Below are 25,388 nucleotides of genomic sequence, written 5' to 3'. Positions count from 1 at the left end.
GAGTAAGCGGACCAATGTACGGGAACGGAATGGCTGTCGGGGTGCTGCTCGGCGCCCTGGCCATGCTGCTGGCCATGCCGGTGGCACCGGCGGTGGCCGGTGACATCCATCGCTGGGTGGATGATGACGGCACGGTACGTTTTTCGGACAAGCCGAGGCCGGAGTCCAGCGACCGCGAGCGGCAAGTGTACGACCGCCAGGGCTTCGTGCGCGAGGTGGTGCCGGCCCCGCCCACCGCCGAGGAACGCGAGGCGGCGGCCGAGGAACGCCGGCGCGCCGAGCAGGCGCAGGAGTCGGGCGAGGATCCCGCCCTCGACCAGGCGGCCCGCAAGCGTCAGCTGGAGCGCGTCTACGATTCGCTCGCCGAGATCGACTCCCTGCGTGAACGGCGCATCGCCGCGCTGGAGAACAATGTCCGCATGAGCGAGCGTCAGGCGCGGGTCCTCGAGCGCGAACGCGACCGCATCGAACGCCAGCAGGCCCGTAATCCGGACAGCGCCGCCCTGCGGGCACGCTACGCCGACGAGCTGGAGGACGTGCAGGGCCGGCTGGACCGCGAACGGGCCTACCAGGAACGCCAGCAGGCCCGTATCGACGAGATGAACGCGCAGTTCGACGCGGACGCCGAGGATTACCGCGCGCTGGTCCTGGAAGAGGAGGACTGAGCGCGCCGCACCGTGCCGTGCCCCGGGGCGCGGCGCGGGTCAGCGGCTGATCAGGGTGCCCACTCCCTCGTCGGTCAACAGCTCCAGCAGGACTGCGTGTTCCACCCGGCCGTCGACGATGTGGGTGGCGTTCACGCCGCTGCGCACCGCATCCAGGGCGCAGCGGATCTTGGGGATCATGCCGCCATGGATGGTCCCGTCACGGATCATCTCGTCCACCTGCGGCGCGGCGAGCTTCGGCAGCAGCGCGCCGGCCTGGTCCAGCACCCCGGGGGTGTTGGTCAGGAGGAACAGCTTCTCCGCGTCCAGCACCACCGCGAGCTTTTCCGCCGCGGTATCGGCGTTGATGTTGTAGGCACGCCCCTCGCGGTCGAAGCCGATGGGGGCGATCACCGGGATGAAGCTGCTGTGGTCGAGGGTATGCACGATCGCCGGATCGACGCCTTCGACCTGACCGACATGGCCCAGATCCACGTCGGGGTCCTCGCCGCGCAGCGGCGTGGCGCGGATCATCTGCCCGTCCTTGCCGGTCAGGCCCACCGCGCGGCCGCCGTAACGGTTGATCAGGGACACGATCTCCTGGTTGACGATCCCGCCGAGGACCATCTGCACCACGTCCATGGTCTCGCGGTCGGTCACCCGCAGGCCGTCGACGAACTCCGATTTCTTGCCGAGGCGGTCCAGCAGATCACCGATCTGCGGGCCGCCGCCGTGGACCACCACCGGGTTCACGCCCACCTGCTTGAGCAGCACGATGTCGCGCGCGAAGCTCGCCTTCAGGTGGTCCTCGGTCATGGCGTTGCCGCCGTACTTGATGACGATGGTCTTGCCTGCGAAACGCTGGATGTAGGGCAGCGCCTCGATCAGGACATGGGCGACGGAATGGGCGGTGTCGGTGTCCATGGCTGGGGGTCCGGTTGACGTTCGGGGGCGGAGTTTATCACCCGGCGCGGGGCCGCGGTGCGGGCGAACGGCGTCAGCGCTGGCCGGATGAACCGAAGCCGCCGGCGCCGCGCTCGCTTTGCTCGAAGTCATCGACCACGCGGAACCGCGGCTGCAGTACCGGCACGATGACCAGCTGCGCGATGCGGTCGCCGACGTCGATGGAGATCGGTGCATCACTGCGGTTCCAGGCGGAGACCATCAGCGGGCCCTGGTAGTCGGCGTCGATCAGTCCGACGAGGTTGCCCAGCACCAGGCCCTTCTTGTGGCCCAGGCCCGAGCGCGGGAGGATCATGCCGGCGTAGCCCGGGTCGGCGATGTGCACCGCCAGCCCGGTGGGCAGCAGCTCGGCTTCGCCCGGGGCCAGGTTCAGCGGTTCTTCCAGCATGGCGCGCAAGTCCACGCCGGCGGAGCCCTCGGTGGCGGGCGCGGGCAGCGGGAAGTCCGTGCCCATGCGCGGATCAAGGACCTTCAGATCGATTTCCGGGGCGGGCATGCGTCAGTTTCCTTGGGTCGGAGAGGGGGTGGCCGGGTGCGTCTGCAGGCGCTCGGCGATCAGGGTGATCAGTTCGCGGGCCAGGCGGTCCTTGGGCTGGCGCGGCAGTTCGCGTTCGCCGTCGGGCCACAGGCACAGCAGGCTGTTGTCGCCGTGGCCGAAACCCCGGCCGCCGTCCACGCGGTTGGCGGCGACCAGATCCAGGCCCTTGGCGACGAGCTTGTCGCGGGCGTATTCCCGCAGATTGCCGGTCTCGGCGGCGAATCCGACCAGCAGCGGCCGGGCTGCAAGCCCGTCGACCCGCCGGGCGACGTCGGCGAGGATGTCCGGGGTGCGTTCCAGTTCCAGGGTCAGGTCTTCGCGGGTCTTTTTCAGCTTCTGCGCGGCCGGGGTGGCGGGCCGGTAGTCGGCCACCGCGGCGGTGGCGATGAACACCTCCGTGCCCTCCAGCGCCTCCAGTACGGCCGCATGCATCTCCGCCGCCGTCTCCACCGCGTGCGCCTGTACGCCGGGCGGTACCGCCAGCTCGCAGGGACCGTGCACCAGGGTGACCCGGGCGCCGGCATCGTGCGCGGCGGCGGCCACGGCAAACCCCATGCGTCCGGAGCTGCGGTTGCCGAGGTAGCGTACCGGGTCCACCGGTTCGCGGGTCGGCCCGGCGGTGATCAGGATACGGCGGCCCTGCAGCGGGCCGGGGCTTGTATCCAGCAGGGCGGAAGTAATGTTCGCCGGTTCCGCCATGCGTCCGGCGCCCTGCTCGCCACAGGCCTGCTCGCCGCTGTCCGGCCCGACGAACCGCACGCCGCGCTCGCGCAGGGTGGCGTGGTTGGCACGCGTGGCCGGGTGTTCCCACATGCGGTGGTTCATCGCCGGGGCCAGGGTGACCGGGGCGGTGGTGGCCAGCAGCAGGGTGGTCAGCAGGTCGTCCGCCAGCCCCTGGGCCATGCGCGCCATCAGGTCGGCGCTGGCGGGGGCGACCACGACGTGGTCGGCCCAGCGCGCCAGGGCGATGTGGTCCATCCCCGACTCCGCTTCGGCGTCCAGCAGATGGGTGCGCACCGGCTCGCCGGACAGGGCCTGGAAGGTCAGCGGGGTGACGAAGGCCTGCGCCCCCGCCGTCATCACCACGCGCACCGCGCAGCCGCGGCGGCGCAGTTCGCGCACCAGCTCGCAGGCCTTGTACGCCGCGATGCCGCCGCTGACCCCCACCAGGATGCGCGGGGCATCGGTCATCTCGCCGGTGTCCGCCGGGGTCGCGAAGATGTCCTCGGGATCGCTCATGTGCGGATTCTAACCCGTGAGCCGGGCCGGGTGCCGGATTCGGCCCCGGATGCGGGGTATCGCACGGGCAAGCCTTGCGCCGACCGCTGCGCCGCGCCAGTATCCGGGCAACGGAACCCGACCACAGGGAGGTGGATATGGCCATCACGGACTGGCCGGCGGGCGAGCGCCCGCGCGAGAAACTGCTGGAACGCGGTGCCGCCGCGCTGTCGGATGCCGAACTGCTGGCGATCTTCCTGCGCACCGGCGTGACCGGCAAGAGCGCGGTGGATGTCGCGCGCGACCTGCTGTCCCGCTTCGGGGGGCTGCGCCCGCTGCTGCAGGCCGACGAGGCCGGGTTCTGCGCGGCACCGGGGCTGGGGCAGGCCAAGTACGCCCAGCTGCAGGCCGTGCTGGAGATGGGCCGTCGGCATCTGGAGGCGGATCTGGAGCGCGGCGAGGCGCTGACCTCGCCGAGTGCGACCCGCCGGTTCCTGAGCGCCCGCCTGCGCGACTACCCGTTTGAAGTCTTCGGCGCCCTGTTCCTCGACAACCGGCACCGGGTGCTGGCGTTCGAGGAGCTGTTCCGCGGCACCATCGACGGTGCCAGCGTGCACCCGCGCGAGGTGGTGCGGCGGGTACTGCACCACAACGCCGCCGCGGTCATCCTCGCCCACAACCATCCTTCCGGCGTGGCCGAGCCCTCGCGCTCGGATGCGCTGATCACCCGGCGGCTGAGCGAGGCCCTGTCGCTGATCGACGTGCGCCTGCTGGATCACCTGATCATCGGCGATACCGCCGTGTCGCTGGCCGAACGCGGCGAGCTGTGAGCGGGCCCGAGAAGATGTGTATGTATCGATCGTCATCGAGTGGTGTATTATCGGTGCATCGACGAACGCGGCCGGTCCGGCCGGAGTCGCGGGAGAGGAGCCATGCGGACAACGATCAACATCGACGACGAGTTGCTGGAAGAAGCGCGTCGCATGACGGGGGTGACCGAGAAGACGGTCCTCGTCCGGGAAGGCCTGCGGGCGCTGGTGGAACGCGAGAGCGCCCGTCGCCTCGCGCAACTGGGCGGCAGCGAGCCCGACCTGGAGGCGGTTCCCCGCCGGCGTCCGATGGCGGAATGATCCTCGTCGATACTTCGGTATGGATCGATCATCTGCGCGAGGGGGAGCCGGAACTGGAGGTTCTGCTCCATGAATCGCGGGTGCTGGTGCATGCCTTCGTGATCGGCGAGCTCGCGTGCGGAAATCTGCGCAACCGGAGCGAGATCCTGCGGCTGCTGGGCGACCTTCCGCACGCGATCCGGGCAACGGACGAGGAGGTGCTCGCGTGCATCGAGGCCCGCGAATTGATGGGCCGAGGGATCGGGTATGCCGATGCCCATCTGCTTGCTTCCGGTTTGCTGACGCCGGGCACGCGTGTGTGGACCCGGGATCGACGGCTGCATCGGGCGGCCGCCGACCTGGGGATTGCCCGCGGCGCCTGACGAGGCTCAACCTCCGGGGCTGGCGTGGAGGGCGTACTCGAGTGCGTTCAGCAGGGCGTCGACCTGGGCTTCGCTGTGGGCGGCGGAGAGGGTGATGCGCAGGCGGGCCTGGCCCTCGGGGACCGTGGGCGGGCGGATGGCGGGGACGAGGAAGCCGGCCTGCTGCAGGCGCTCGGCGATGGCCGTTGCGTGCGCGGCATCGCCGAGGATCACCGGCTGGATGGGCGTGTCCGGCGGCGGGTGGGGCAGGCCCAGGGCATCCAGCCCGGCGCCCAGCCGCCGGATCAGGGCGCGCAGGTGTTCGCGGCGGTCGCCGGCGGCCTCGGCGATGCGAACGGACGCCAGGGTGGCGGCGGCCAGCGCGGCGGGCATCGCCGTGGTGTAGATATACGGGCGTGCGGTCTGGATCAGGGTCTCGATCAGCGCCTCGCTGCCGGCGACGAAGGCCCCGGCGGTGCCGAAGCCCTTGCCCAGGGTGCCCATCAGGATCGGTACGTCGCCGGCATCCAGGCCGAAATGCTGGCAGCTGCCGCCCCCGGTCTCGCCGAGCACGGTCAAGCCGTGGGCGTCGTCCACCATCAGCCAGGCGTCGAACTCGCGGGCCAGCGCGGCCAGCTGCGGCAGCGGCGCGATGTCGCCGTCCATGGAGAAGACCCCGTCGGTGACGATCAGCCGGTGGCCGTTGGCAGGCGCGCGCTCCAGACGCTGGCGCAGATGTTCGGGGTCGGCGTGGCGGTAGCGCTGGCTGCGCGCGCCGGACAGGCGCACGGCGTCGATCAGCGAGGCGTGGTTCCAGCGGTCCTCGAACACCGTGTCGTGGCGCCCGACCAGCGTCTGCACCAGCGCGAGGTTGGCCATGTAGCCGGTGGAGAAGACCAGTGCCCGCTCGCGCCCGGTGAAACGCGCCAGCGCCTGTTCCAGCTCGGCATGGGCCCGCGTGTGGCCGTTGATCAGGTGGGCGGCCCCGGCGCCGGTGGCGTATGCGTCCAGGGCCTCGCGGGCGGCCGCGCTGACCGCCGGATCGGCGGCCAGGCCCAGGTAGTCGTTGGAGCAGAAGGCGACGACGCGGCGGCCGTCGATGATCTGCTCCGGCTGCTGCGGCCCCTCCAGCGTGCGCAGGCGCCGCCACAGTCCGGCCTCGCGGACGGTCTCGAGGCGCTGCTGGAGGAAGCGGTGCAGGGAGTCGCTCATGCCCGGCCGGGGATGCTGGCAGGCGGGAGGCGTCCGCCCCGGGGTGCCGGGCGGACGCCTGGCCTCATGCGCTGCGCGCGGCGGGTTCGGCGGCGTCCTCGCCAGTATGACCGTCGGCGGTCTCCGGCTGCAGGCCGAGGCGCTCGAACAGGGCGAGGTCGTGGTTCTCGCCGGGGTTCGGGGTGGTCAGCAGGGTGTCGCCGTAGAACAGCGAGTTGGCCCCGGCGAGGAAGCACAGGGCCTGCATCTCGTCGGACATCTCGGTGCGCCCGGCGGACAGCCGCACGTAGGAGGCGGGCATCACGATGCGGGCGACCGCGATGGTGCGCACGAACTCCAGCGGATCGATGTTCTCCACGTCCTGCAGCGGGGTGCCCTCGACCTGGATCAGCTGATTGATCGGTACCGATTCCGGGTGCTTCGGCAGGTTGGCCATCTGCTGCAGCATGCGCGCGCGGTCACGGCGCGACTCGCCCATGCCGAGGATGCCGCCGCAGCAGACGTTCATGCCGGCCTCGCGCACGTGCTCCAGGGTCTCCAGCCGATCCTGATAGGTGCGGGTGGAGATGATGTGGCCGTAGAACTCCGGCGAGGTGTCGAGGTTGTGGTTGTAGTAGTCCAGCCCCGCCTCGGACAGGCGACGGGCCTGCTCGGCCTTCAGCATGCCGAGGGTCATGCAGGTCTCCAGCCCCTCGTCCTTGACCGCGCGCACCATCTCGATCACGCGTTCCAGGTTCTTGTCGGTGGGGTTGCGCCAGGCGGCCCCCATGCAGAAGCGGGTCGCGCCCTGGGCGCGGGCGTTACGCGCCGCCTCGACGACCTCCTCCACCGGCAGCAGGCGTTCGCGTTCCAGTTCGACCTCGTGGTGGGCGCTCTGCGGGCAGTAGGCGCAGTCCTCGGGGCAGGCCCCGGTCTTGATCGACAGCAGCGTGCTGACCTGCACCGCATTGGGGTCGAAATGTTCCCGATGGGCGGTCTGTGCGCGGAAGATCAGGTCGTTCAGCGGCAGATCCAGCAGGGTTTCGACTTCCTCGGTGGTCCAGTCGTGGCGCAGCTCGCTCATAGGTGGTGCTCCTGGTCGGCCTCGGCCGGGACTTCGATGTCCGACCATGGCTCGCGATAGATGGTGTAGAGGGCATACAGCGACCACGGCAGCAGGATCACCGCGGCCACGGCCCAGTAGGCGCGATAGTAGTCGATGTCGGGCGGGAAGAAGGTTGCCACCACGATCAGCGCGCCCATCAGGCCGTACAGCCGGTAGGCGGCCCACTGGGTGTGGTGCCCCACGCGCGGGTCGGGGTGATGCTTGTTCAGGGCATAGACGACCATGGAGCCCCCGAACCAGAGGATCAGCGGGACGATCCCCACGATCGCCGCGATGATGAAGCCCACGCCGACCCCGTCGCCGCCGACGAGGAACAGGGGGATACCGGCCACGCTGATGACGATGACGTTCCCGATGTCGAACAGCGATGCCGCCCGCCGCGATCGGCGTCCGGAGATGGTCTTCGTTTCCATGAGCTATCCTGCCGGTAAAAGGTCGGAGTTTAGCATCATGGCACGCGGCCCTTCATGGATGACGGGGAAAGCGGGAATGCGGGTACGGCGCTGGCTGGAGGGGCCGTTTCCGTCGGCCTGCGGGCTTTGCGGGGCCGGCGTTGGTCCGGGCGATGCCCTGTGCGCGGGCTGTCTGGCGGAACTGGAACGGGTGGTGGCCCCCTGTCCGCGCTGTGGCGAGCCGGACACCGTGGCGGGTCCGTGTCCCCGGTGTCGGGATCGCGACCCGCGGCTGGCGGCACTGCATGCCCCGTGGCGCTATACCTGGCCGCTGGATCGCCTGATTCTCGCGCGCAAGCATGCCGATGACGCGACCGCGGCACGCGTGCTCCGGGAGCTGGCCCGGCGCGCGGCCGACGAGCTGGCGGATGCACAACATGGCACGGACCCGGGGCCGGATTGTGTGGTCCCGGTGCCGCTGCATCCCGAGCGTTACCGCGAGCGTGGCTTCAATCAGGCCCTGGAACTGGCGCGCGAAGTGGCGCGGGTGCTGGAGGCGCCGCTGGCGTCGCGGCTGGTGGTCCGGGTGCGTGCCACCGAGTCGCAGCAGGGGCTGGGGCGGCGCGAACGCCGTCGCAACGTCGCACGCGCCTTTGCCCTGAGACCCGGCGCGGAGCTGCCGCCGGCGGCCCGTGTGCTGCTGGTGGATGACGTGGCGACCACCGGAGCCACGCTGGATGCGCTGGCGGAGGCCCTGTATGCGGCGGGGGCGGCGCGGGTGGAGGCGCTGACGCTCGCGCGGGCCTGAGGTGCGTCGTTCGCGGGGCGCGATTTGCGGCTCAGGCGGCCGCTCGCCACAGGTGGTCGCCGATCATCGCCAGCATCACCACCGCGCCGAGATAATGATTGTTCCTGAACGCCCGCAGGCAGTCGACCGGCTGGCGATCGGCGATCAGGAACTGCTGGTAGAACATCAGCGCGGCGACCACCGCCAGCCCGGCCATGTACACCCCGCCGAACTCCAGGTTGCGTCCCAGCAGGAACAGGCCGACCCAGACCATCACCTGGAGCGCCCCGGTGATGGCGCGGTCCAGCTCGCCGAAGGCGATGGCGGTGGATTTCACCCCGATCTTCAGGTCGTCCTCGCGGTCGACCATGCCGTAGAAGGTGTCGTAGACCGTGGTCCATGCGAGGGTGATCACGAACAGCAGCCAGGCCTCCGGCGGCGGCAGTTCGTTGTTCACTGCGGTAAAGGCCATGGGCACCGCCCAGGCGAACGCCGCGCCCAGGTGCACCTGCGGGAAATGATGGAAACGCTTGGAGAACGGATAGGTGCCCGCCAGCAGCACCGCCACCACCGAGAACGCGATGGTCAGCGGGTTGGTGAACAGTACCAGCACGAAGGCCACCAGGCACAGCGCCGCGAACACCGCCAGGGCCTCGCGCGGGGTGATGCTGCCGATCGCCAGCGGGCGGTCGCGGGTGCGCGTGACATGGGCGTCGAAATGGCGGTCGGCGTAGTCGTTGATCGCGCAGCCGGCCGAGCGCATCAGGGTGACCCCGGCGACGAAGATGAACAGCAGATGCCAGGGCGGCAGGCCGTCGGCGGCGATCCACAACGCCCACAGCGTCGGCCACAGCAGCAGGTAGATGCCCACCGGCCGGTCCAGCCGGGTCAGGCGGGCGTACTCGTACAGGCGCTCGCGCGGGGTCATGGCCGGGGCGGGTCAGTCGGCGGCTTCGTGGCGCAGGGTCGCCAGCACCGGTCCGGTTTCGGGGTGCACCCCGCGCCAGATTGCGAAGGCCTCGGCGGCCTGTTCCACCAGCATGCCCAGACCGTCGCTGCTGAGTGCGCAGCCGTTCGCCTCGGCCCAGTCGAGAAAGCGCAGCGCGGCCGGGCCGTAGACCAGGTCGTAGGCCGTGGTCCGCGGACCGACCAGACCCGAGGGCAGCTCCAGCGCATCCTCGGACAGCCCGGCGGCGGTGGCGTTGAGGATCAGATCGAACGGGCCATCCGGCAGGGCATCCAGCGCGCAGGCCTCCGGGCGGGTGTCGCCGGCGAGATCGGCGAAGTCGCGGGCAAGGCCCTCGGCCCGGGCCGGGGTGCGGTTGGCGATCATCAGCGTGGCGGGCCGGCGTTCCAGCAGCGGCTGCAGGATGCCGCGGGTGGCGCCACCGGCGCCCAGGATCAGGATGTGCCGACCGTTCAGTTCGCAGCCGAGGCGGTCTTCCAGATCGCGCAGCAGGCCGACGCCGTCGGTGTTGTCGCCATGGATGCGGCCGTCGTCGCCGGTCCACAGGGTGTTGGCGGCCCCGGCGCGGCGGGCGCGGTCGGAGAGGACGGCCGCGAGCTGGCAGGCGTCTTCCTTGAACGGCACGGTCACGTTCACGCCGCGCAGCTCCCCGGCCAGCCAGCCGCCGACCTCTTCGGCGAACTGCCCCGGGGTGCCGCGGCGTGCCTCGTAGGTCATCGCCTGCCCGGTCTGTTCGGCGAACAGGGTGTGGATGCGCGGCGACAGGGAATGGTGGATCGGGTTGCCCACCACCGCGTAGCGATCGGGACGGCTCATGACGTGGCGTCCTCCGCCAGCCATTCGGCCGCCGCCCGGGCGTAGTAGGTGAGGATGCCGTCGGCGCCGGCGCGCTTCATGCCGGTCAGGGCCTCCAGCACGCAGGCGCGTTCGTCGAGCCAGCCGCGTTCGGCGGCGGCCTTGAGCATCGCGTATTCGCCGGATACGTGGTAGACAAAGGTCGGGCGCTGAAAGCGCTCGCGGATGCGGTGGACCACGTCGAGATACGGCATGCCCGGCTTGACCATCACCATGTCGGCACCCTCCGCCAGATCGGCGGCCACCTCGTGGATCGCCTCCTCGCCGTTGGCCGGATCCATCTGGTAGGTCTCCTTGCTGCCGCGGCCGAGGTTGCCGGCCGAGCCCACCGCGTCGCGGAACGGGCCGTAGAACGCCGAGGCGTACTTCGCCGAATAGGCGAGGATGCGCGTGTGGACCTGGCCGTCGTCTTCCAGCGCGCTGCGGATGGCGCCGATGCGTCCGTCCATCATGTCCGAGGGCGCGACCACGTCGGCGCCGGCCGCGGCATGCGAACGCGCCTGGCGCACCAGGGCCTCCACGGTGATGTCGTTCACCACATAGCCGTCGTCATCGATGATGCCGTCCTGGCCGTGGGTGGTGAACGGGTCCAGGGCCACGTCGGTGATCACGCCCAGATCCGGAAGCTCGGCCTTCAGCGCGCGAACCGCGCGCTGGGCGAGGCCCTCCGGGTTCCATGCCTCGGCGGCGTCCAGGCTCTTCTTCTGCCCCGGGACCACCGGGAACAGGGCCAGGGCCGGGATGCCCAGGCGGTGGCCGGTGGCCGCGTCGACCAGCAGCTGGTCGATGGAGACCCGCTCCACGCCGGGCATCGATGGCACCGGTTCGCGCACCCCTTCGCCTTCGGTCACGAACACCGGCAGGATCAGGTCGTCGGCGCTCAGGCGATGCTCGCGCATCAGCCGCCGGGAGAAGGCATCCCGGCGCATGCGGCGCGGACGGCTGGCGGGATAGGGGGCGATGGGGGCGGTCATATGTGCGCGTCCTCGATCGGGTTTTCTCAGTCAGCCTCGGCCAGCCAGTCGCGGGGCACCAGGTAGCGCTCGTAGAGTTCGGCCTCCGGGGTGCCGGCTTCCGGCCGGTAGTTGTATTCCCAGCGCACCAGCGGGGGCAGCGACATCAGGATCGATTCGGTGCGCCCGCCGGACTGCAGGCCGAACAGGGTACCCCGGTCGTAGACCAGATTGAACTCCACGTAGCGCCCGCGGCGGTAGAGCTGGAACTGGCGTTCGCGCTCGCCCCAGTCGAGATCGCGCCGGCGGCGCACGATGGGGGCATAGGCCTCGAGGTAGGCGTCGCCCACGCTCTTCATGTAGCCGAAGGCGTGCTCGAAGCCGCCCTCGTTGAAATCGTCGAAGAACAGCCCGCCGATGCCGCGCGGTTCATTGCGGTGCTTGAGGAAGAAGTAGTCGTCGCACCACTTCTTGTGCTCGGGGTAGAGGTGCTCGCCGAACGGCCGGCAGGCGGCCTCGGCGGTGCGGTGCCAGTGGATGCAGTCCTCGTCGAAGCCGTAGTAGGGCGTCAGGTCGAAGCCACCGCCGAACCACCACACCGGATCCTCGCCCGGTTTCTCCGCGACGAAGATCCGCACGTTGGCGTGCGAGGTGGGCACATAGGGGTTGTGCGGGTGGATCACCAGCGAGACCCCGGCGGCCTGGAACGAGCGCCCGGCGAGTTCCGGGCGGTGGGCGGTGGCCGAGGCCGGCAGGGTGTCGCCCATCACGTGCGAGAAGTTGACCCCGGCCTGTTCGAAGGTCGCGCCGCCGGACAGTACCCGAGTGCGCCCGCCACCGCCGGCCGGGCGGTCCCAGGCGTCCTCGTGGAAACCGGCCTCGCCGTCGAGTTCCTCGATGCCGGCACAGATGCGGTCCTGCAGCCCCTGCAGGTATTCGGTTACGCGGTCGATGGAGACGTCGTTCTCACGGGCCATGTCGGCTCCTCTCAATGGTCCGGTTCGGGTTCGTGGTCGCCGCCGCCGCGCAGCCAGGCGCCGGTGCGGGCATCGCGGATCGCGGTGGGGCCGGCCAGATCGCCGCATTCGGCCTGCAGGATGGCGTCCACCCCGTCGCCGAAGCGGTGTTCCACGCAGCGCCAGTCGGTACAGGGCGCCTCCCCGGCAGGGTTGGCGCTGGTGGAGACCAGGGCGCTCCCGGCGGCGGCACACAGTTCGCGGGCCGGAGGATACGCGGTCACGCGTACCGCCAGGGTGTCGTGCTCGCCGCGCAGCAGGGCCGGACACTCGGGGGCGGCCGGCCACAGCCAGGTGACCGGCCCCGGCCAGCTGGCCTCCACCCGGGCGCGCGCATCGGCTCCCAGGGGTGCCAGCCACCCGGCAAGACGCTCCAGGCGGTCGCTGATCAGGATCAGGCCCTTGGTATCGGGGCGGCCTTTCAACGCGAGGATGCGTTCCACCGCGACGGGATCGTCCGGCCGGCAGCCCAGACCGAACACCCCTTCGGTGGGGTAGGCCACCACGCCACCGGCGCGCAGGATGCGCGCTACGGCTTCCACGGAGTTCGTGCGGGTCCCGGGGGCCGGGGTGTCAGCCGGAGTCACGGCCGCTGGCGGTCACGGTATCGCTGGTCGCCGGGGTTTCCCCGGATCCGGTGTCGCCCCCGGGTTTGCCCCCCGATTTGCCATCGGACGAGTTGCCACCGGATTTTTTCGTGGCGGCCTTGCCGGAGGACTTGCTGCCCGTCGCGGTCGTTTTCGACTTGCTCGATTTTGTGCTCGCGGACTTCGTGCCCGTGGCCTTTGTGCCCGAACTTTTGGCCGTCGATGCCTTCGAACCCGCAGATTTGGAACTCGACGATTTCGACCCCGTGGATTTCGACCCCGTGGCCTTTGCCTTCGACCCGGTCGACTTCGACGCGCTCGAGGCGGTCTTCTTCGCGCCACCCGACTTGCCGGCCGCGGCCTTGCCGCCCTTGCGACCGCGCCCCTTGCGTTCGGGGGCGTTGGCGATCAGTTCCTGGCACTGCTCCAGGGTCAGGGATTTGGGATCGGTCTCCTTGGGCACCTTGGCGTTCTTGTTGCCGTCGGTGACATAGGGGCCGTAGCGACCGTTCAGCACCTGGATGCCTTCGTCGTCGAAGCTCTTGATGAAGCGTTCGGCGTCCTTTTTCTTCTTCTCCGCCACCAGTTCCAGGGCGCGCGGCAGCTCGATGGTCCAGACGTCGTCGTCCGGGCCCAGGGAGACGTACCTGGAACCGTACTTCACGTATGGTCCGAAGCGCCCGATGTTCACCATCACCGGTTCGCCCTCGGGGGTCTCGCCCAGCTCGCGCGGCAGCTTGAACAGCTCCAGCGCCTCTTCGAGGGTGATCTTGTCCATCTTCTGCCCGGGCAGCAGCCCGGCGAAGCGCGGCTTCTCCTCGTCGTCCTTGGTGCCGATCTGCACGATCGGCCCGAAACGGCCCAGGCGCACGCTGACCGGCCGCCCGCTCTTGGGGTCGGTGCCCAGCTCGCGCGACTGTACCGCCTCGGCGCGGGTGACGTTCTCTTCCTTCTCCTTGACCCGGTCGCGGAAGTCGTACCAGAAGTCCTCCAGCACCGGGACCCAGTCCTTTTCCCCGCGCGAGATCGCGTCCAGCTCGTCTTCCAGATTCGCGGTGAAGTCGTAGTCGACGTAGCGATCGAAATGCCGGGTCAGGAAGCTGTTCACGATCCGGCCGGTATCGGTCGGGATGAAGCGCTTGCCGTCCATCTCCACGTATTCGCGTGACTGCAGGGTCGAGATGATGCTGGCATAGGTCGACGGGCGGCCGATGCCGTATTCCTCGAGGGTCTTCACCAGGCTGGCCTCGGTGTAGCGCGGCGGTGGCTCGGTGAAGTGCTGATCGGCGGTGACCTCGTGCAGTGCGACGGTGTCGCCCTCGGCCATCTCCGGCAGGCGCTTGTCCTCGTCGTCGTCCGCGCTGTCGTCGCGGCCCTCCTGATAGACCGCGATGAAGCCGGCGTGGCGCAGGGTGGAACCGGTGGCGCGGAAGCGGTGTTCGCTGTCGCCCGGGACCAGATCGGCGGCCACGGTATCGAAGGTCGCGTGGATCATCTGGCAGGCGACGGTGCGCTTCCAGATCAGGTCGTACAGCCGGGCCTGGTCACTGGTCAGACGGTTGCGGATCTCGTCCGGGATGCGTCGCACCGAGGTCGGGCGGATCGCCTCGTGGGCCTCCTGCGCGTTCTTCGACTTGGTCTTGTACTGGCGCGGGCTGTCCGGGAGGTTGTCGGGCCCGTAGCGCTCTTCGATCAGGCCGCGGGCCTCGCCGATCGCCTCGCCGGCCAGCGCGACCGAGTCGGTTCGCATGTAGGTGATCAGGCCTTCCGCGCCGGAGCCCAGGTCGATGCCCTCGTACAGCTGCTGGGCGGTACGCATGGTGCGGCTGGCATTGAAGCCCAGCTTGCGCGAGGCCTCCTGCTGCAGGGTCGAGGTGGTGAACGGCGCGGCCGGGTTGCGGCGGCGCTGTTTCTTCTCGACCTTGGCCACGCGCAGTTCACCGTTCGCGGCCTCGTTCAGGCGGCCCTGCGCATCGTGGGCGAGCTCGGCGCTGTTGAGGTCGAACTGGTTGAGTTTGTTGCCGTCCAGGTGGGTCAGCCGCGCGGTGAACGGCTGGCCCTCGCGTTCGGCCTTCGCGTCCAGGGTCCAGTATTCCTGCGGGACGAAGGCCTCGATCTCGTTCTCGCGCTCGCAGATCATGCGCAGCGCCGGGCTCTGCACGCGTCCGGCGGACAGGCCGCGCTTGATCTTGCGCCACAGCAGCGGCGAGAGGTTGAAGCCGACCAGGTAGTCCAGCGCGCGGCGCGCCTGCTGGGCGTCGATCAGCGGCTGGGCGAGTTCACGCGGCTGTTCGATTGCCTCCTGGATGGCCTTCTTCGTGATCTCGTGGAACACCACGCGGTAGACGTTGCGCCCTTCGAGCAGGCCGCGTTCGCGCAGCACCTCGTAGAGATGCCAGGAGATCGCCTCGCCTTCGCGGTCGGGGTCAGTCGCGAGGATCAGGTCGTCGGATTTCTTCAGGGCCTTCGCGATCGCGTCGATCTGCTTCTCGCTGCGCTCGATCACGTCGTAGCGCATGCGGAACCCGTCCTCCGGGTCCACCGCCCCTTCCTTGGGCACGAGATCGCGCACATGGCCGTAGGAGGCCATGACCTGATACTCGGGGCCGAGGTATTTCTCGATGGTCTTCCCCTTGGCGGGGGACTCAACAATGACGAGGTGCTTGCTCATGGGGACTCGGGACCGTCTCGGTGGCGGCGGGTTCCGTGGGAGGCGGTGACGCCGGGATCAGTGCAGATAATCCATCTCGGTGGGGCCGATATGGTCGCGCATGACCTCGTCGAGCCGGGAGTAGGCGACGGCGTCGTCCGGCTGGTTGAACAGCACCATCAGTACCACCCAGCGCAGCTGGTCGAGGTCGATCTCCTCGGCGTCCAGTTCCATCACGCGGTCCATCACCAGTTCGCGGGTGCCGGCACTGAGCAGACCGTTCTGCTCCAGATTGAGAAGGAAGCCACGGCTTTCCATGTTCAGGCGCTGGCGTTCTTCGGGTGCGAACACGCGGCAGGCCGCGCTGTCACCGCCGCGGCTGGCCAGCGGGGCCTCGCTCATCAGCCGGTCCAGCCAGCCCAGGGCGCGCTCGATCTCGCCGGCCGCAAAACCGGCTTCGACCAGCTGCCGCTGCAGCTCGCCGCGATCGGGTTCGGCCTCGGATTCTTCGTCGAGGGTGTGCTCGAACAGATACATGAGCACGTCCAGCACGCTTTCGTTCATGATTCGGGGGATCCTGCGTCGAGGCGCTGATAGCGCCCGTGATCGAGGGCGGCCACGCGGCCATTGAGTTCCAGTAAAACGAGAATGGATGAAAGCGTGTCGATGGTCAATTGAGTCCGGCTGCGCAGGGTTTCCATGTCCACCGGGTCGAAACCCATCGCCTGCAGGACCTTTTCGTGCTCCGGATCCACCGGCTCGGCGGGCGCCGGCCCCGGGGGTTGCGGGGCGGCCGGGACGCCCAGCCAGTCGGCCAGGTCGTCGAGGATCTCGCCGGCGGTCTCGACCAGTTGCGCCCCTTCGCGGATCAACCGGTGGCAGCCCCGGCTGACCGGGCTGAAAACCGAGCCCGGGACGGCGTAGACCTGCCGGCCCTGTTCTCCGGCGAGTCGCGCGGTAATCAGCGAGCCGCTGTTGTCGCCCGCTTCCACCACCAGGGTCGCGAGGGCGAGCCCGCTGATCACGCGGTTGCGCTGCGGGAAGTGCCCGGCCTGGGCCTGGGTGCCCGTGGGCCACAGCGACACGATCAGGCCGTGATCGGCGATGCGGTGCCCCAGCCGCCGGTGCGCGGCCGGATAGATGCGGTCGGGGCCCGTTGCGACCACGGCAGTGGTGCGCCCCTGCGGGGCGTCCAGTGCGCCCTGATGGGCGGCGCCGTCGATCCCGCGCGCCAGACCCGAGGTAATGGTGACCCCGGCGCTCGCCAGCTCGCGAGCGAACTCGCGGGCCAGCTTGAGTCCCTGCGGAGTCGCATCGCGGCTGCCGATGATGGCCACCTGCGGTGCGGTCAGCAGGGTCGGGTCGCCGTTGAGGAACAGCACCGGCGGGGGGTCGGGCAGTTGCGTCAGCAGCGGCGGATAGTCGGGATCGTCGCGACACAGAATGCGGTGACGCTCGTCCGCGCGCTCCCAGGCCAGGTCGGCCGCCACGCCGGGGTGGTCATCGTCGGGGTTTTGCGGCGGGGCCACGCCGACGTCGGCGTCCCTCCACTGCCGGGCGGGCGCGGCCAGTGCGGCCTGTGGCGAGCCGAAGGCCTCCAGCAGGCGCTGGATGCGCCGCGGCCCCAGTCCGGGGGTATGCAAAAGACGCAGCCACGGCCCGGGGTCGACCCCGGCCGTGGCTGCGTCGTTGCGGGACTCGCGTTCCATCGCGGAATCCGCCCTGGTGGTCATGGCTTACGGATGGCGGACGGTGTACCCCTCGCGCAGCGTGCGCTCGGATTCGGTCACCAGCACGTAGGAGACCTTCTCGAAGGTCTTGAAGACCATCACCTCGCCGACCCGTTCTTCGGGCAGGTCCACGGACTCGTTCGTCCCGGCGATCGGATCGCGCACCGTGCGGCCGGCGGTGTAGGCGGCGAACACCTGACCGTTCTCGACCCCTTCCCGCGCGCCACGGTTGATGACAGCGGCCTGGTAGCGCCCGATCTGACTGATCGCATCGAACAGCTTGATGACCTGACCGTCGATGTCTTCCGGCGGACGGCCGATCTCGAACAGCATGTCCTGTTCTTCCGCGAACGGAACCAGGCGGTCGCCGCGGATGGTCTCGCGTTCGCCACGGCGGATGTTCGCACGCGCCACGTGCCCGGGTTCGACGATCTCGGCTTCACCCACCGGGATGGTGGCGACGCCCAGTTCCTCGCCGGTGTCCGGATCCAGCAGCATCTCGTCGCGCCGGACGATGTGGTAGATCTCGTATTCTTCCGTGTCCTCGGCATTGCGGACATAGACCCGGTCGCCCGGGCCGTAGATCACGCGATCGTCGTCCGCGGCCACGATGTAGGGCGCCTGTTCCAGGGTCTCCTCGTCGAGGACCTGCGGCTGGAACATGAACGACTGCAGCGTGGAGATCGGCGGGGTGTCGTCCTCGAGCTCCTCCACGCGGACCTCCGGCGAGAGGCGCTTGGTCGGCCGCACGCGCGGGCCGCCGTCGACCGTGATGCGCGGTTCGCCGTCCACGTAGTGGATGCTCAGGACATCACCCGGATAGATCAGGTGCGGGTTCTCGATCTCCGGATTCACCGCCCAGATCTCCGGCCAGTACCAGGGTTCGTCAAGGTACATGGCGGAGATGTCCCAGAGGGTGTCGCCTTTCTTGACGACGTAGCGCTCCGGTGCGGAATCCCGGATCTCCGGAGTTTCCTCGGTGGCGGAGTCGCTGGTCTCCTGGCGTTCCCCGTTGTCCGGGGTGGCGGTTTCGGCAGTCGGGTTCTCGGGATCTTCGGCGCCGCTGCCGGTGTCAGTGTCTCCGGTGGCCGCGCAGCCCCCCAGAAACAGCGTTACACTGAACAGTACGCCCGGCAGCACGAAAGAGGTCGTGGTCGCTCTGGTTTTCAACATCATGGTTTCCCCTGTCAGGTCCGCACTCCCCGGGGCCATCCTGTGGCCCGGTCCGAATTCGGTGACGCTTCGGCGGATGATGCGGTCCAACGTTAGCAGAATTGACGGGACTGTACAGCACAAAGATTGAGGTTTTTCATGGCGAAGCGAGAAATTCTCCACTTTCCCGATCCCCGGTTGCGGCAGAAGGCCGAACCGGTCGCCGAGGTGGACGACTCCATCCGCACACTGGTGGACGACATGTTCGAGACCATGTACGCGGCACCGGGCATCGGCCTGGCGGCGGTGCAGGTGAACGTTCACAAGCGTGTCCTGGTGGCCGACGTCTCCGAGGACCAGAGCCAGCCCTGGGCCCTGATCAATCCGGAGATCCTCGAGACCCGGGGCGAGGAAGAGATGGACGAGGGCTGCCTGTCGGTGCCCGGTTACTACGAGAAGGTGCGGCGCGCGGACTGGATCCGCTTCCGCGCGCTGGGCCGCGACGGCCAGCCGTTCGAGGCCGAGGCCGACGGGCTGCTGGCGGTGTGCATCCAGCACGAGATCGATCATCTCGACGGCAAGCTGTTCGTGGACTACCTGTCCAGTCTCAAGCGCGGTCGCATTCGCAAGAAACTGGAGAAGCAGGGCGCGCGCGCCGGCGGTTCCGGCAAGGCCGCGGCGCCCGCGGTCTGATGGCGGCTGCCGACAGGGACGCCCCGGCGCCGCGCATCGTGTACGCGGGAACCCCCGACTTCGCGGTTCCCGCGCTGGAGGCCCTGATCGCGGCGGGTCACCCGCCGGTCGCGGTCTACACGCAGCCGGACCGCCCGGCGGGCCGGGGCCGCAAGCTGCGTCCGGGGCCGGTGAAGCAGGTCGCGACGGCCGCCGGGGTCCCGGTGGAGCAGCCGGAATCGCTGCGGGATCCGCAGGCGCGGGCGCGGCTGGCCGAATGGCAGCCGGACCTGCTGGTGGTCGCGGCCTACGGGCTGATCCTGCCGCGCGCGGTGCTGGAGATCCCGCCTCTGGGCGGGGTGAACATCCACGCCTCGCTGCTGCCGCGCTGGCGCGGGGCGGCACCCATCCATCGCGCGATCCTCGCCGGCGATGACGAGACCGGCGTGTGCCTGATGCAGATGGCCCCGGGGCTGGATACCGGCCCGGTGCACGCCTGCCGGCGCCTGCCGCTGGGCCCGCGTGCAACCACCGGCGAGGTCCACGACGCCGTCGCGCGGATGGGGGCGGAACTGCTGGTGGAGCGCCTGCCGGCGATCACGCGTGGCGAGTCGGTGCCGGAGCCGCAGGACGATGCCCGGGCGACCTATGCCGCCAAGCTCGAGAAGGACGAGGCGCGACTGGACTGGGCTCAGCCGACCCGCGAGCTGGACCGCCGCGTGCGCGCCTTCGACCCGTGGCCGGTCGCCTGGACCCGGCTGCCGGACGGCGAGGCGGTCCTGCGCATCCATGCCGCCCGGCCCGTTGAGGCGGAGCAAGCGACGACCGTGACGCCCGCCGATGCTGCGCCGGGCACCATCGTCGCCGCGGGCGGCGAGGGCGTGGATGTCATGACCGGCAACGGCCTGCTGCGGCTGGAGCGCGTGCAGCTGCCCGGCCGGCGACCGGTGAGTTCCGCCGACTGGGCCAATACCGGTGATCTGACCGGTCAGCGACTCGGAGGTGATACCTGATGGCCCGCCAGCCTGCCCCCCGCCAGTGCGCCGTGGAAGCCACGGAACAGGTGGTGCTGCACGGGGCTTCGCTCAACAGCGTGCTGGAACCCGCGGTGGCGGATCTCCCGGTGCGCGAGGCCGCCTGGACCCGCGCCCTGGTGTACACCACCCTGCGCTGGTATCCGCAGCTGGAGGCGCTGGTGCGTGAAAGCCTGGACCGGCCACTGCGGCGCAAGGACGGCGTGATCGGCGTGCTGCTGGCCCAGGGCCTGGCGGAGATCCTGCATTTCTCCACCCGCGATCACGCGGCGGTGCGCGAGACCGCCGAGACCGCGCGTCGCATCCATCGGCCCGGGGCCGTGGGGCTGATCAACGCGATCCTGCGTCGCGCGTTGCGCGAGACCGATGCGCTGGAGGCCCGCATCGCCGAGGACCCGGTGTTGCGGCATGCCTGCCCGGCGTGGCTGATCGAGGCGATCGAGGCCGCGTGGCCCGAGCGCGCGGAGGCCGTGCTGGGCGAGTTGCTGCGCGAGGCCCCGCTGACCCTGCGGGTCAATACCCGTCGCTGGAGCCCGGACGAGGCGCTGGCGGCGCTGCGCGAGGCGGGCTTCGAGGCGCGGCTGCACGACGCCCCCGAGGGCGCGCTGACGCTCGAGGCGGCCACCGACGTGACCGCGTTGCCGGGGTTCAGTGACGGCCGGCTGTCGGTTCAGGATGTCTCCGCGCAGTGGGCCGCGCATCTGCTGGCGCCGCGCCCGGGCGAGCGGGTGCTGGATGCCTGTGCCGCCCCCGGCGGCAAGACCGGGCATCTGCTGGAACGCGCCGACGGCGAGCTGGACCTGGTGGCCCTGGACAACGACGCCACGCGCCTGGAACAGGTGCGCGAGAACCTCGACCGGCTGCAGCTGGATGCGACGTTGACCGCGGCGGACCTGGGCGACACCGACACCTGGTGGAACGGGGAGCCGTTCGACGCGATCCTGCTGGACGTGCCCTGTTCCGCCACCGGCGTGATCCGCCGGCATCCGGACATCAAGACCCTGCGCCGCGCGGACGACATCCCGCGTCTGGCCGCCGAACAGGCCCGTCTGCTGCGCGCGGCCTGGGACCTGCTGCGTCCGGGCGGACGCCTGCTGTATGCGACCTGTTCCCTGCTGGACGCGGAAAACCAGGAAGTCGTGACCCCGTTCGTCGAGGCGACCGGTGACGCGCGTGCCGTGGAGACGGGCGCGGAAAGCCCGATTCCCGGGGCGTTGTCCCGTTCCTCCGGGGTGTCCATCCCGCCGGGGCTGGCCGGTGGCGACGGGTTCTATTATGCCCTGCTGGAGAAGGTCGCAGGCTGATGCGGCGGTTCGTCTGGCTGCTGGTGCTGGTGCTGGCGCCGGGGGTGGCCCCGGCGCTCGAGATCCGCGAGGCCAGTCATCTGTGGCTGGATGACACCACGCTGCTGGCGCGCCTGGACCTGGACATGGCCCTGCCCGAGGTGCTGGTGGACGCGCTGGAGAACGGCGTGACCCTGGGGTTCCGGCTGGAGGCGCAGGCGGAGCCCGACCGCATGCTGCCGGGGAGACCGCTGGTACGCGCGGAGAACCGCGTGCAACTGCGCTACTACCCCCTCAACCGACATTATCTGGTGACCTCGCGGGATGGCGAGCGCATGGAGCTGCGCCCCACGCTGGGGGATGCCCTGGAGCAGAGTGCCCGCCGCCTGGGGCGGATCCGGCTGGAGGACGTCCCCGAGGCGCTGCGCGAGGCCCCGGGTGACCACCGCCTGAACGCCCGGCTGTCGCTGGACTACACCGCGCTGCCGCTGCCGTTGCAGCTGGACGCCGGCCTGCGCGGCGAACTCACGGCCCGACAGGAGTGGTACGGATGGTCGCTCGACTGAAGGGTTTGCCCTGGGGGCTGCTGGGGATGATCCTGCTGTTCGTCCTCCTGCTGGCCTCGCTGCTGGTGATGGGGGACGCGGCCCAGCACCAGGCGCGTTTCGAACAGCTGTTCATCTGGCTGCTGGTGTTCCACGCCGCGGTGCTGATCGTGCTGGCCGGCCTGATCATCTATCAGGTGGTGCGCATGTTCTGGCAGTACCGCCACGGGGTGCCGGGCAGCCGCCTGACCCTGCGCCTGGTCGGCGGGTTCATGCTGGTCGCGGTGCTGCCGGTCTCGGTGGTGTACTACTTCTCTTACGAGTTTCTCAGCGAAGGCGTGGATTCGTGGTTCGACGTGCGCGTGGATTCGGCGCTGGAAGACGCGCTGGAACTGTCGCGCTCCTCGCTGGATCTGCGCGTGCGCCAGCTGGCCGAAGAGACCCAGGAGATCATGGAAGACCTGGAAGGTGTCTCCGAGGGCCTGATGGGGCTGACCCTCAACGATTACCGGCGCAGTCTGGGAGCGCAGGAGCTGACCCTGGTGGGCGCCAACAACCGCATCATCGCGTCGAGCACCGACAGCCCCATCCGCCAGCTGCCGTCACCGCCCAGCTCCGACATCCTGATGCGCGTGCGGCCGGGGCAGCCCTACTCGCGTCTTGAGCCACGCCCCGATGATCAGCTGGTGATCCGCGTGGTGGCGACCACGGCCGCGCGCCGGCCCGGCACCGACAACCGCATTCTGCAGGCCGTGTACCCCGTGGATCCGCGCATGAGCGCCCTGTCCCTGCGGGTGCAGGACGCGTTTGCCGATTACCGCGAGTTCGCCTATCTGCGCGGGCCGATCACCCAGGGCTTCATCTTCACCATGTCGCTGGCGCTGGCGATCTCGCTGATGGCCGCGCTGTGGGCCGGGCTGGTGGTCGCACGGCGGCTGGTGCAGCCGGTGTCCGATCTGGTGCAGGGCACGCGCATGGTCGCCGCCGGCGACTACAATACCCGGCTGGAGGTGCGGCGGGCGGACGAACTGGGTTTCCTGGTGCAGTCGTTCAACGCGATGACCCGCACCCTCAGCGAGGCGCGCAACGAGGCCGAGCGCAACCGCCGGCTGCTGGACGCCGAGCGGGCCTATCTCGAGAGTGTGCTCAAGCATCTGCGTTCGGGCGTGCTGGCGCTGGACGGCAGCCTGCGCCTGCGCACCGCCAACGACGCCGCCGGCCAGATCCTCGAATGCGACCTGCCGGGCGCGCGCACCCGGGACATCGCCGAGGTCGGCCGCGAGTGCCCGCTGGTGCACCAGTTCTTCGAGGCCATCCGCGATCCGCTGGCCGGGCACGAGGCGGAATGGTCGCGTCAGGTGGTGGTGTTCACCCGCAGCGGGCGCAAGGTGCTGATGACGCGTGCCGTCTGGCTGCCGACCCCGGGATCCGGCCGCGGGCTGCACGCGATCGTGTTCGATGACATGACGGAATTCCTGAAGGCCCAGCGCGATGCGGCCTGGGGCGAGGTGGCGCGGCGCCTGGCCCACGAGATCAAGAACCCGCTGACGCCCATCCAGCTGTCGGCCGAACGGCTCTCGCGGCGGCTGGGCCGGGTGCTGGACGGGGCCGATCACGAGGTGCTGGAACGTGCGACCGGCACCATCATCCAGCAGGTGGAGGCGATGAAGACCCTGGTCAACGCCTTCCGCGACTACGCCCAGGCGCCCAAACTGGAACTCGGCCACACCGACGTGAACCAGCTGGTGCGCGACGTCTCCGAGCTGTACCTGGCCGCGGACGGCAGCTCGCGGGTTCGCCTGGATCTGGGCGAGGGGGTGCCGACGATCCGGGCCGACGGCGGTCGTCTGCGTCAGTTGCTGCACAACCTGATCCGCAATGCGATGGAGGCCGCGGAGGAAGAGGAACGCGGCGACGAGCTCCGGGTGGAGGTGTCCACGGCCTACGTGGAAAGCGCATCCGGTTCCTGGATCGAACTGCGCGTGCGCGACAACGGACCGGGTATTCGTCCGGAGCTGCTGGAGCGCATCTTCGAGCCGTACACCACCGACAAGCCGCGCGGGACCGGGCTCGGTCTGGCCGTGGCGCAGAAGGTCGTGGAAGAGCACGGCGGCATCATCGAGTGCCATAATGATGATTCCGGGGCGGGCGGCGCGGTCTTCGTGATCCGCATCCCGGTGGACGAGGGCGGCCCGTCCGGGGCGTCCGCTGCCGAGGAGGAACAGCCGCAATGAGCGACGCCTACATTCTCGTGGTCGACGACGAGCCCGACATCCGCATGTTGCTGCGCGACGTGCTGGAGGACGAGGGCTACCAGGTCGCGCTGGCGGGTTCGGTGGCCGAGGCCAAGGCCCAGCGGCGCAGCCGGCGGCCGGATGCGATCCTGCTGGACGTCTGGATGCCCGACGGCGACGGGATCTCGCTGCTCAAGGAGTGGCAGGAGGACGAGGGAGCGATGTGCCCGGTGGTGATGATCTCCGGCCACGGCAACGTGGAGAGTGCGGTGGATGCGACCCGCCTGGGCGCCTACGACTTCATCGAGAAGCCGCTGACCATCGACAAGCTGCTGATCACCCTGAACAACGCACTGGAGGCCGCGCGCCTGCAGCGGGAGAACACCGGTCTGCGGCGCCAGGCCGCCCCGGTGACCGACCCGGTGGGCAGCAGCGCGGTGATGGTGAACCTGCGCGACCAGGTGCAGCGCATGGCCCAGCACGATACCTGGGTGCTGATCACCGGCGAGCCCGGGGCCGGCAAGCAGACCTTCGCGCGCATGCTGCACGCCCGCAGCGCGCGGCGCGAGAGCCCGTTCATCGTGGTCTCGGTGGGATCGATGTCGGGTGACGAGGCGGTGGCCGAGCTGTTCGGCAGCGAGCAGGGCGAGCGGGTGCGCTATGGCCTGCTGGAACAGGCCTCCGGCGGGGTGCTGTACCTCGACGAGGTTGCGGAGATGGACCTGCAGACCCAGGCGCGTCTGCTGCATGCGCTGGACACCGGTCGCATCACGCGCATCGGCGGGGACCAGCCGATCAGCGTGAACGTGCGCGTGGTGGCGGCCACCCAGCACGATCTGGGCGAGGCCGTGGAGCAGGGGCTGTTCCGCGAGGATCTCTATTACCGCCTCAACGTCCTGCCGCTGAACGTGCCGCCGTTGCGCGAGCACGCCGAGGACATCCCCGAACTGCTGGATTACCATATGCGCCAGCTGCATCAGCAGGAGGGCCTGCCGCAGCGCACGTTCCAGCGCCCGGCCCTGGAGTGCCTGCAGCAGTATCCGTGGCCGGGGAACGTGCGCGAGCTGCGCAACCTGGTCCAGCGCCTGATGATCCTGGGCTCCGGCGACGAGATCACCCGCGACGAGGTGGACCGCACCCTGTCGGGGCAGCCGCGGCGGGTGGAAGAAGAGAACGCCGAGGGGGTGGTGACCATCCCCGACCTGCCCCTGCGCGAGGCGCGCGAACAGTTCGAACGGGAATACCTGATGCAGCAGCTGGAACGCTCCGAGGGCAACATGACGCGTCTGGCCGAACGGGTCGGACTGGAGCGTACGCATCTCTACCGCAAGTTCAAGGCGCTGGGCATCGATCCGCGCCGCGTGAAATCCGACGGCTGAC

General features: G+C 69.8%; 26 protein-coding genes. 11 read left to right on the top strand and 15 right to left on the bottom strand.

Going from position 1 to position 25,388, the window contains the following annotated elements; all coding sequences use genetic code 11:
- Positions 1–14 precede the first annotated feature (14 nt).
- Entirely contained in the window at positions 15–665 is a 651-nt protein-coding gene (locus F790_RS0109975; protein ID WP_026332920.1) for a DUF4124 domain-containing protein, read from the top strand.
- 39 nt (positions 666–704) lie between these two features.
- On the opposite strand, the gene argB is transcribed toward F790_RS0109975, so the two are convergent.
- The 3 genes from argB to coaBC form a co-directional block, all read right to left on the bottom strand.
- Positions 705–1,568, bottom strand: coding sequence for an acetylglutamate kinase (argB, locus tag F790_RS0109970; RefSeq protein WP_019589942.1), 864 nt, complete (start codon positions 1,566–1,568; stop codon positions 705–707).
- A 73-nt stretch (positions 1,569–1,641) separates the two neighbouring features.
- Complete coding sequence (dut, locus tag F790_RS0109965; protein WP_018946659.1) at positions 1,642–2,103, bottom strand: dUTP diphosphatase; 462 nt, start codon at positions 2,101–2,103, stop codon at positions 1,642–1,644.
- Positions 2,104–2,106: 3 nt separating this feature from the next.
- Entirely contained in the window at positions 2,107–3,384 is a 1,278-nt protein-coding gene (gene coaBC / locus F790_RS0109960) for a bifunctional phosphopantothenoylcysteine decarboxylase/phosphopantothenate--cysteine ligase CoaBC (RefSeq protein WP_019591568.1), read from the bottom strand.
- Between the two features lie 137 nt (positions 3,385–3,521).
- Here coaBC and radC point away from each other — a divergent pair, with 137 nt between their 5' ends.
- From radC to F790_RS0109945, 3 genes are all read left to right on the top strand, one after another.
- The gene (radC, locus tag F790_RS0109955; RefSeq protein ID WP_019570194.1) at positions 3,522–4,193 is read left to right on the top strand and encodes a DNA repair protein RadC; all 672 of its coding nucleotides are present in this window, start codon (positions 3,522–3,524) and stop codon (positions 4,191–4,193) included.
- A gap of 102 nt (positions 4,194–4,295) precedes the next feature.
- Positions 4,296–4,493 (top strand): type II toxin-antitoxin system VapB family antitoxin, encoded by a 198-nt coding sequence (locus F790_RS0109950; RefSeq protein WP_019570195.1) that lies wholly within the window; start codon positions 4,296–4,298, stop codon positions 4,491–4,493.
- Complete coding sequence (locus tag F790_RS0109945) at positions 4,490–4,855, top strand: type II toxin-antitoxin system VapC family toxin (RefSeq protein WP_019591567.1); 366 nt, start codon at positions 4,490–4,492, stop codon at positions 4,853–4,855. Before F790_RS0109950 ends, F790_RS0109945 begins: the two co-directional genes overlap by 4 nt.
- Positions 4,856–4,861: 6 nt before the next feature.
- Here F790_RS0109945 and bioF read toward each other — a convergent pair whose 3' ends face one another.
- The 3 genes from bioF to F790_RS0109930 form a co-directional block, all read right to left on the bottom strand.
- The gene (gene bioF / locus F790_RS0109940) at positions 4,862–6,046 is read right to left on the bottom strand and encodes an 8-amino-7-oxononanoate synthase (protein ID WP_019591566.1); all 1,185 of its coding nucleotides are present in this window, start codon (positions 6,044–6,046) and stop codon (positions 4,862–4,864) included.
- Between the two features lie 64 nt (positions 6,047–6,110).
- A complete protein-coding gene (gene bioB / locus F790_RS0109935; RefSeq protein ID WP_019570198.1) occupies positions 6,111–7,109 on the bottom strand; it encodes a biotin synthase BioB in 999 nt (332 codons plus the stop codon).
- The gene (locus tag F790_RS0109930; protein WP_018869168.1) at positions 7,106–7,564 is read right to left on the bottom strand and encodes a hypothetical protein; all 459 of its coding nucleotides are present in this window, start codon (positions 7,562–7,564) and stop codon (positions 7,106–7,108) included. The genes bioB and F790_RS0109930 overlap by 4 nt, the downstream gene beginning before the upstream one ends.
- Before the next feature lie 76 nt (positions 7,565–7,640).
- Here F790_RS0109930 and F790_RS0109925 point away from each other — a divergent pair, with 76 nt between their 5' ends.
- Positions 7,641–8,351: a ComF family protein gene (locus F790_RS0109925; RefSeq protein ID WP_018869169.1), complete on the top strand. Its 711-nt coding sequence runs from the start codon at positions 7,641–7,643 to the stop codon at positions 8,349–8,351.
- Positions 8,352–8,382: 31 nt separating this feature from the next.
- Here the strand turns inward: F790_RS0109925 and ubiA are convergent, their stop codons facing one another.
- From ubiA to F790_RS0109880, 9 genes are read right to left on the bottom strand one after another with little or no spacing between them, the layout of a single operon-like run.
- Complete coding sequence (ubiA, locus tag F790_RS0109920) at positions 8,383–9,258, bottom strand: 4-hydroxybenzoate octaprenyltransferase (protein WP_018869170.1); 876 nt, start codon at positions 9,256–9,258, stop codon at positions 8,383–8,385.
- Positions 9,259–9,270: 12 nt separating this feature from the next.
- On the bottom strand, positions 9,271–10,113 hold the full coding sequence (aroE, locus tag F790_RS0109915) for a shikimate dehydrogenase (RefSeq protein WP_019591565.1): 843 nt from the start codon (positions 10,111–10,113) through the stop codon (positions 9,271–9,273).
- Positions 10,110–11,126, bottom strand: coding sequence for a porphobilinogen synthase (gene hemB, locus F790_RS0109910; protein ID WP_019591564.1), 1,017 nt, complete (start codon positions 11,124–11,126; stop codon positions 10,110–10,112). The genes aroE and hemB overlap by 4 nt, the downstream gene beginning before the upstream one ends.
- Before the next feature lie 26 nt (positions 11,127–11,152).
- Complete coding sequence (gene hemF, locus F790_RS0109905; protein WP_019591563.1) at positions 11,153–12,082, bottom strand: oxygen-dependent coproporphyrinogen oxidase; 930 nt, start codon at positions 12,080–12,082, stop codon at positions 11,153–11,155.
- Positions 12,083–12,093: 11 nt separating this feature from the next.
- Positions 12,094–12,663 carry an L-threonylcarbamoyladenylate synthase gene (locus F790_RS0109900; protein ID WP_019591562.1) on the bottom strand — a complete coding sequence of 190 codons (570 nt, stop codon included), beginning with the start codon at positions 12,661–12,663 and terminating at the stop codon, positions 12,094–12,096.
- Positions 12,664–12,694: 31 nt separating this feature from the next.
- On the bottom strand, positions 12,695–15,379 hold the full coding sequence (locus F790_RS0109895; protein ID WP_019591561.1) for a DNA topoisomerase I: 2,685 nt from the start codon (positions 15,377–15,379) through the stop codon (positions 12,695–12,697).
- Between the two features lie 57 nt (positions 15,380–15,436).
- Complete coding sequence (locus F790_RS0109890) at positions 15,437–15,922, bottom strand: DUF494 family protein (protein ID WP_019591560.1); 486 nt, start codon at positions 15,920–15,922, stop codon at positions 15,437–15,439.
- Positions 15,919–17,067 carry a DNA-processing protein DprA gene (dprA, locus tag F790_RS0109885; protein ID WP_019591559.1) on the bottom strand — a complete coding sequence of 383 codons (1,149 nt, stop codon included), beginning with the start codon at positions 17,065–17,067 and terminating at the stop codon, positions 15,919–15,921. The genes F790_RS0109890 and dprA overlap by 4 nt, the downstream gene beginning before the upstream one ends.
- Positions 17,068–17,094: 27 nt before the next feature.
- A complete protein-coding gene (locus F790_RS0109880; protein WP_026332918.1) occupies positions 17,095–18,261 on the bottom strand; it encodes a LysM peptidoglycan-binding domain-containing protein in 1,167 nt (388 codons plus the stop codon).
- Between the two features lie 138 nt (positions 18,262–18,399).
- Between F790_RS0109880 and def the strand changes: the two genes are divergently transcribed.
- From def to F790_RS0109850, 6 genes are read left to right on the top strand one after another with little or no spacing between them, the layout of a single operon-like run.
- The gene (gene def, locus F790_RS0109875; RefSeq protein WP_026279430.1) at positions 18,400–18,933 is read left to right on the top strand and encodes a peptide deformylase; all 534 of its coding nucleotides are present in this window, start codon (positions 18,400–18,402) and stop codon (positions 18,931–18,933) included.
- Positions 18,933–19,925 (top strand): methionyl-tRNA formyltransferase, encoded by a 993-nt coding sequence (fmt, locus tag F790_RS0109870; protein ID WP_019591557.1) that lies wholly within the window; start codon positions 18,933–18,935, stop codon positions 19,923–19,925. The genes def and fmt overlap by 1 nt, the downstream gene beginning before the upstream one ends.
- Positions 19,925–21,250, top strand: coding sequence for a 16S rRNA (cytosine(967)-C(5))-methyltransferase RsmB (gene rsmB / locus F790_RS0109865; RefSeq protein WP_019591556.1), 1,326 nt, complete (start codon positions 19,925–19,927; stop codon positions 21,248–21,250). The genes fmt and rsmB overlap by 1 nt, the downstream gene beginning before the upstream one ends.
- A complete protein-coding gene (locus F790_RS0109860) occupies positions 21,250–21,795 on the top strand; it encodes a DUF4390 domain-containing protein (protein WP_019021658.1) in 546 nt (181 codons plus the stop codon). The genes rsmB and F790_RS0109860 overlap by 1 nt, the downstream gene beginning before the upstream one ends.
- Positions 21,780–24,008, top strand: a complete 2,229-nt coding sequence (locus tag F790_RS0109855) for an ATP-binding protein (RefSeq protein WP_019591555.1) — start codon at positions 21,780–21,782, stop codon at positions 24,006–24,008. Before F790_RS0109860 ends, F790_RS0109855 begins: the two co-directional genes overlap by 16 nt.
- Positions 24,005–25,387 (top strand): sigma-54 dependent transcriptional regulator, encoded by a 1,383-nt coding sequence (locus tag F790_RS0109850; RefSeq protein WP_019591554.1) that lies wholly within the window; start codon positions 24,005–24,007, stop codon positions 25,385–25,387. The genes F790_RS0109855 and F790_RS0109850 overlap by 4 nt, the downstream gene beginning before the upstream one ends.
- Position 25,388 lies beyond the last annotated feature (1 nt).

The sequence above is a fragment of the Thioalkalivibrio sp. ALE20 genome (genome assembly GCF_000381405.1).
GTDB lineage: Bacteria > Pseudomonadota > Gammaproteobacteria > Ectothiorhodospirales > Ectothiorhodospiraceae > Thioalkalivibrio.
The sequence above is the reverse complement of the archived record's forward strand: the minus strand, read 5'-3'. Positions and strand labels throughout refer to the sequence as shown.

Bases quoted from the DNA above. Each gene is read 5' to 3' on its own strand.
- rsmB (WP_019591556.1), top strand. From the start codon at position 19,925: ATGGCCCGCCAGCCTGCCCCCCGCCAGTGCGCCGTGGAAGCCACGGAA.
- F790_RS0109950 (WP_019570195.1), top strand. From the start codon at position 4,296: ATGCGGACAACGATCAACATCGACGACGAGTTGCTGGAAGAAGCGCGT.
- F790_RS0109930 (WP_018869168.1), bottom strand. From the start codon at position 7,564: ATGGAAACGAAGACCATCTCCGGACGCCGATCGCGGCGGGCGGCATCG.
- F790_RS0109890 (WP_019591560.1), bottom strand. From the start codon at position 15,922: ATGAACGAAAGCGTGCTGGACGTGCTCATGTATCTGTTCGAGCACACC.
- F790_RS0109975 (WP_026332920.1), top strand. From the start codon at position 15: ATGTACGGGAACGGAATGGCTGTCGGGGTGCTGCTCGGCGCCCTGGCC.
- hemF (WP_019591563.1), bottom strand. From the start codon at position 12,082: ATGGCCCGTGAGAACGACGTCTCCATCGACCGCGTAACCGAATACCTG.
- argB (WP_019589942.1), bottom strand. From the start codon at position 1,568: ATGGACACCGACACCGCCCATTCCGTCGCCCATGTCCTGATCGAGGCG.
- ubiA (WP_018869170.1), bottom strand. From the start codon at position 9,258: ATGACCCCGCGCGAGCGCCTGTACGAGTACGCCCGCCTGACCCGGCTG.
- bioF (WP_019591566.1), bottom strand. From the start codon at position 6,046: ATGAGCGACTCCCTGCACCGCTTCCTCCAGCAGCGCCTCGAGACCGTC.
- coaBC (WP_019591568.1), bottom strand. From the start codon at position 3,384: ATGAGCGATCCCGAGGACATCTTCGCGACCCCGGCGGACACCGGCGAG.
- F790_RS0109855 (WP_019591555.1), top strand. From the start codon at position 21,780: ATGGTCGCTCGACTGAAGGGTTTGCCCTGGGGGCTGCTGGGGATGATC.
- fmt (WP_019591557.1), top strand. From the start codon at position 18,933: ATGGCGGCTGCCGACAGGGACGCCCCGGCGCCGCGCATCGTGTACGCG.
- F790_RS0109925 (WP_018869169.1), top strand. From the start codon at position 7,641: ATGCGGGTACGGCGCTGGCTGGAGGGGCCGTTTCCGTCGGCCTGCGGG.
- F790_RS0109945 (WP_019591567.1), top strand. From the start codon at position 4,490: ATGATCCTCGTCGATACTTCGGTATGGATCGATCATCTGCGCGAGGGG.
- aroE (WP_019591565.1), bottom strand. From the start codon at position 10,113: ATGAGCCGTCCCGATCGCTACGCGGTGGTGGGCAACCCGATCCACCAT.
- hemB (WP_019591564.1), bottom strand. From the start codon at position 11,126: ATGACCGCCCCCATCGCCCCCTATCCCGCCAGCCGTCCGCGCCGCATG.
- bioB (WP_019570198.1), bottom strand. From the start codon at position 7,109: ATGAGCGAGCTGCGCCACGACTGGACCACCGAGGAAGTCGAAACCCTG.
- dut (WP_018946659.1), bottom strand. From the start codon at position 2,103: ATGCCCGCCCCGGAAATCGATCTGAAGGTCCTTGATCCGCGCATGGGC.
- dprA (WP_019591559.1), bottom strand. From the start codon at position 17,067: ATGGAACGCGAGTCCCGCAACGACGCAGCCACGGCCGGGGTCGACCCC.
- def (WP_026279430.1), top strand. From the start codon at position 18,400: ATGGCGAAGCGAGAAATTCTCCACTTTCCCGATCCCCGGTTGCGGCAG.
- F790_RS0109880 (WP_026332918.1), bottom strand. From the start codon at position 18,261: ATGTTGAAAACCAGAGCGACCACGACCTCTTTCGTGCTGCCGGGCGTA.
- F790_RS0109895 (WP_019591561.1), bottom strand. From the start codon at position 15,379: ATGAGCAAGCACCTCGTCATTGTTGAGTCCCCCGCCAAGGGGAAGACC.
- radC (WP_019570194.1), top strand. From the start codon at position 3,522: ATGGCCATCACGGACTGGCCGGCGGGCGAGCGCCCGCGCGAGAAACTG.
- F790_RS0109860 (WP_019021658.1), top strand. From the start codon at position 21,250: ATGCGGCGGTTCGTCTGGCTGCTGGTGCTGGTGCTGGCGCCGGGGGTG.
- F790_RS0109850 (WP_019591554.1), top strand. From the start codon at position 24,005: ATGAGCGACGCCTACATTCTCGTGGTCGACGACGAGCCCGACATCCGC.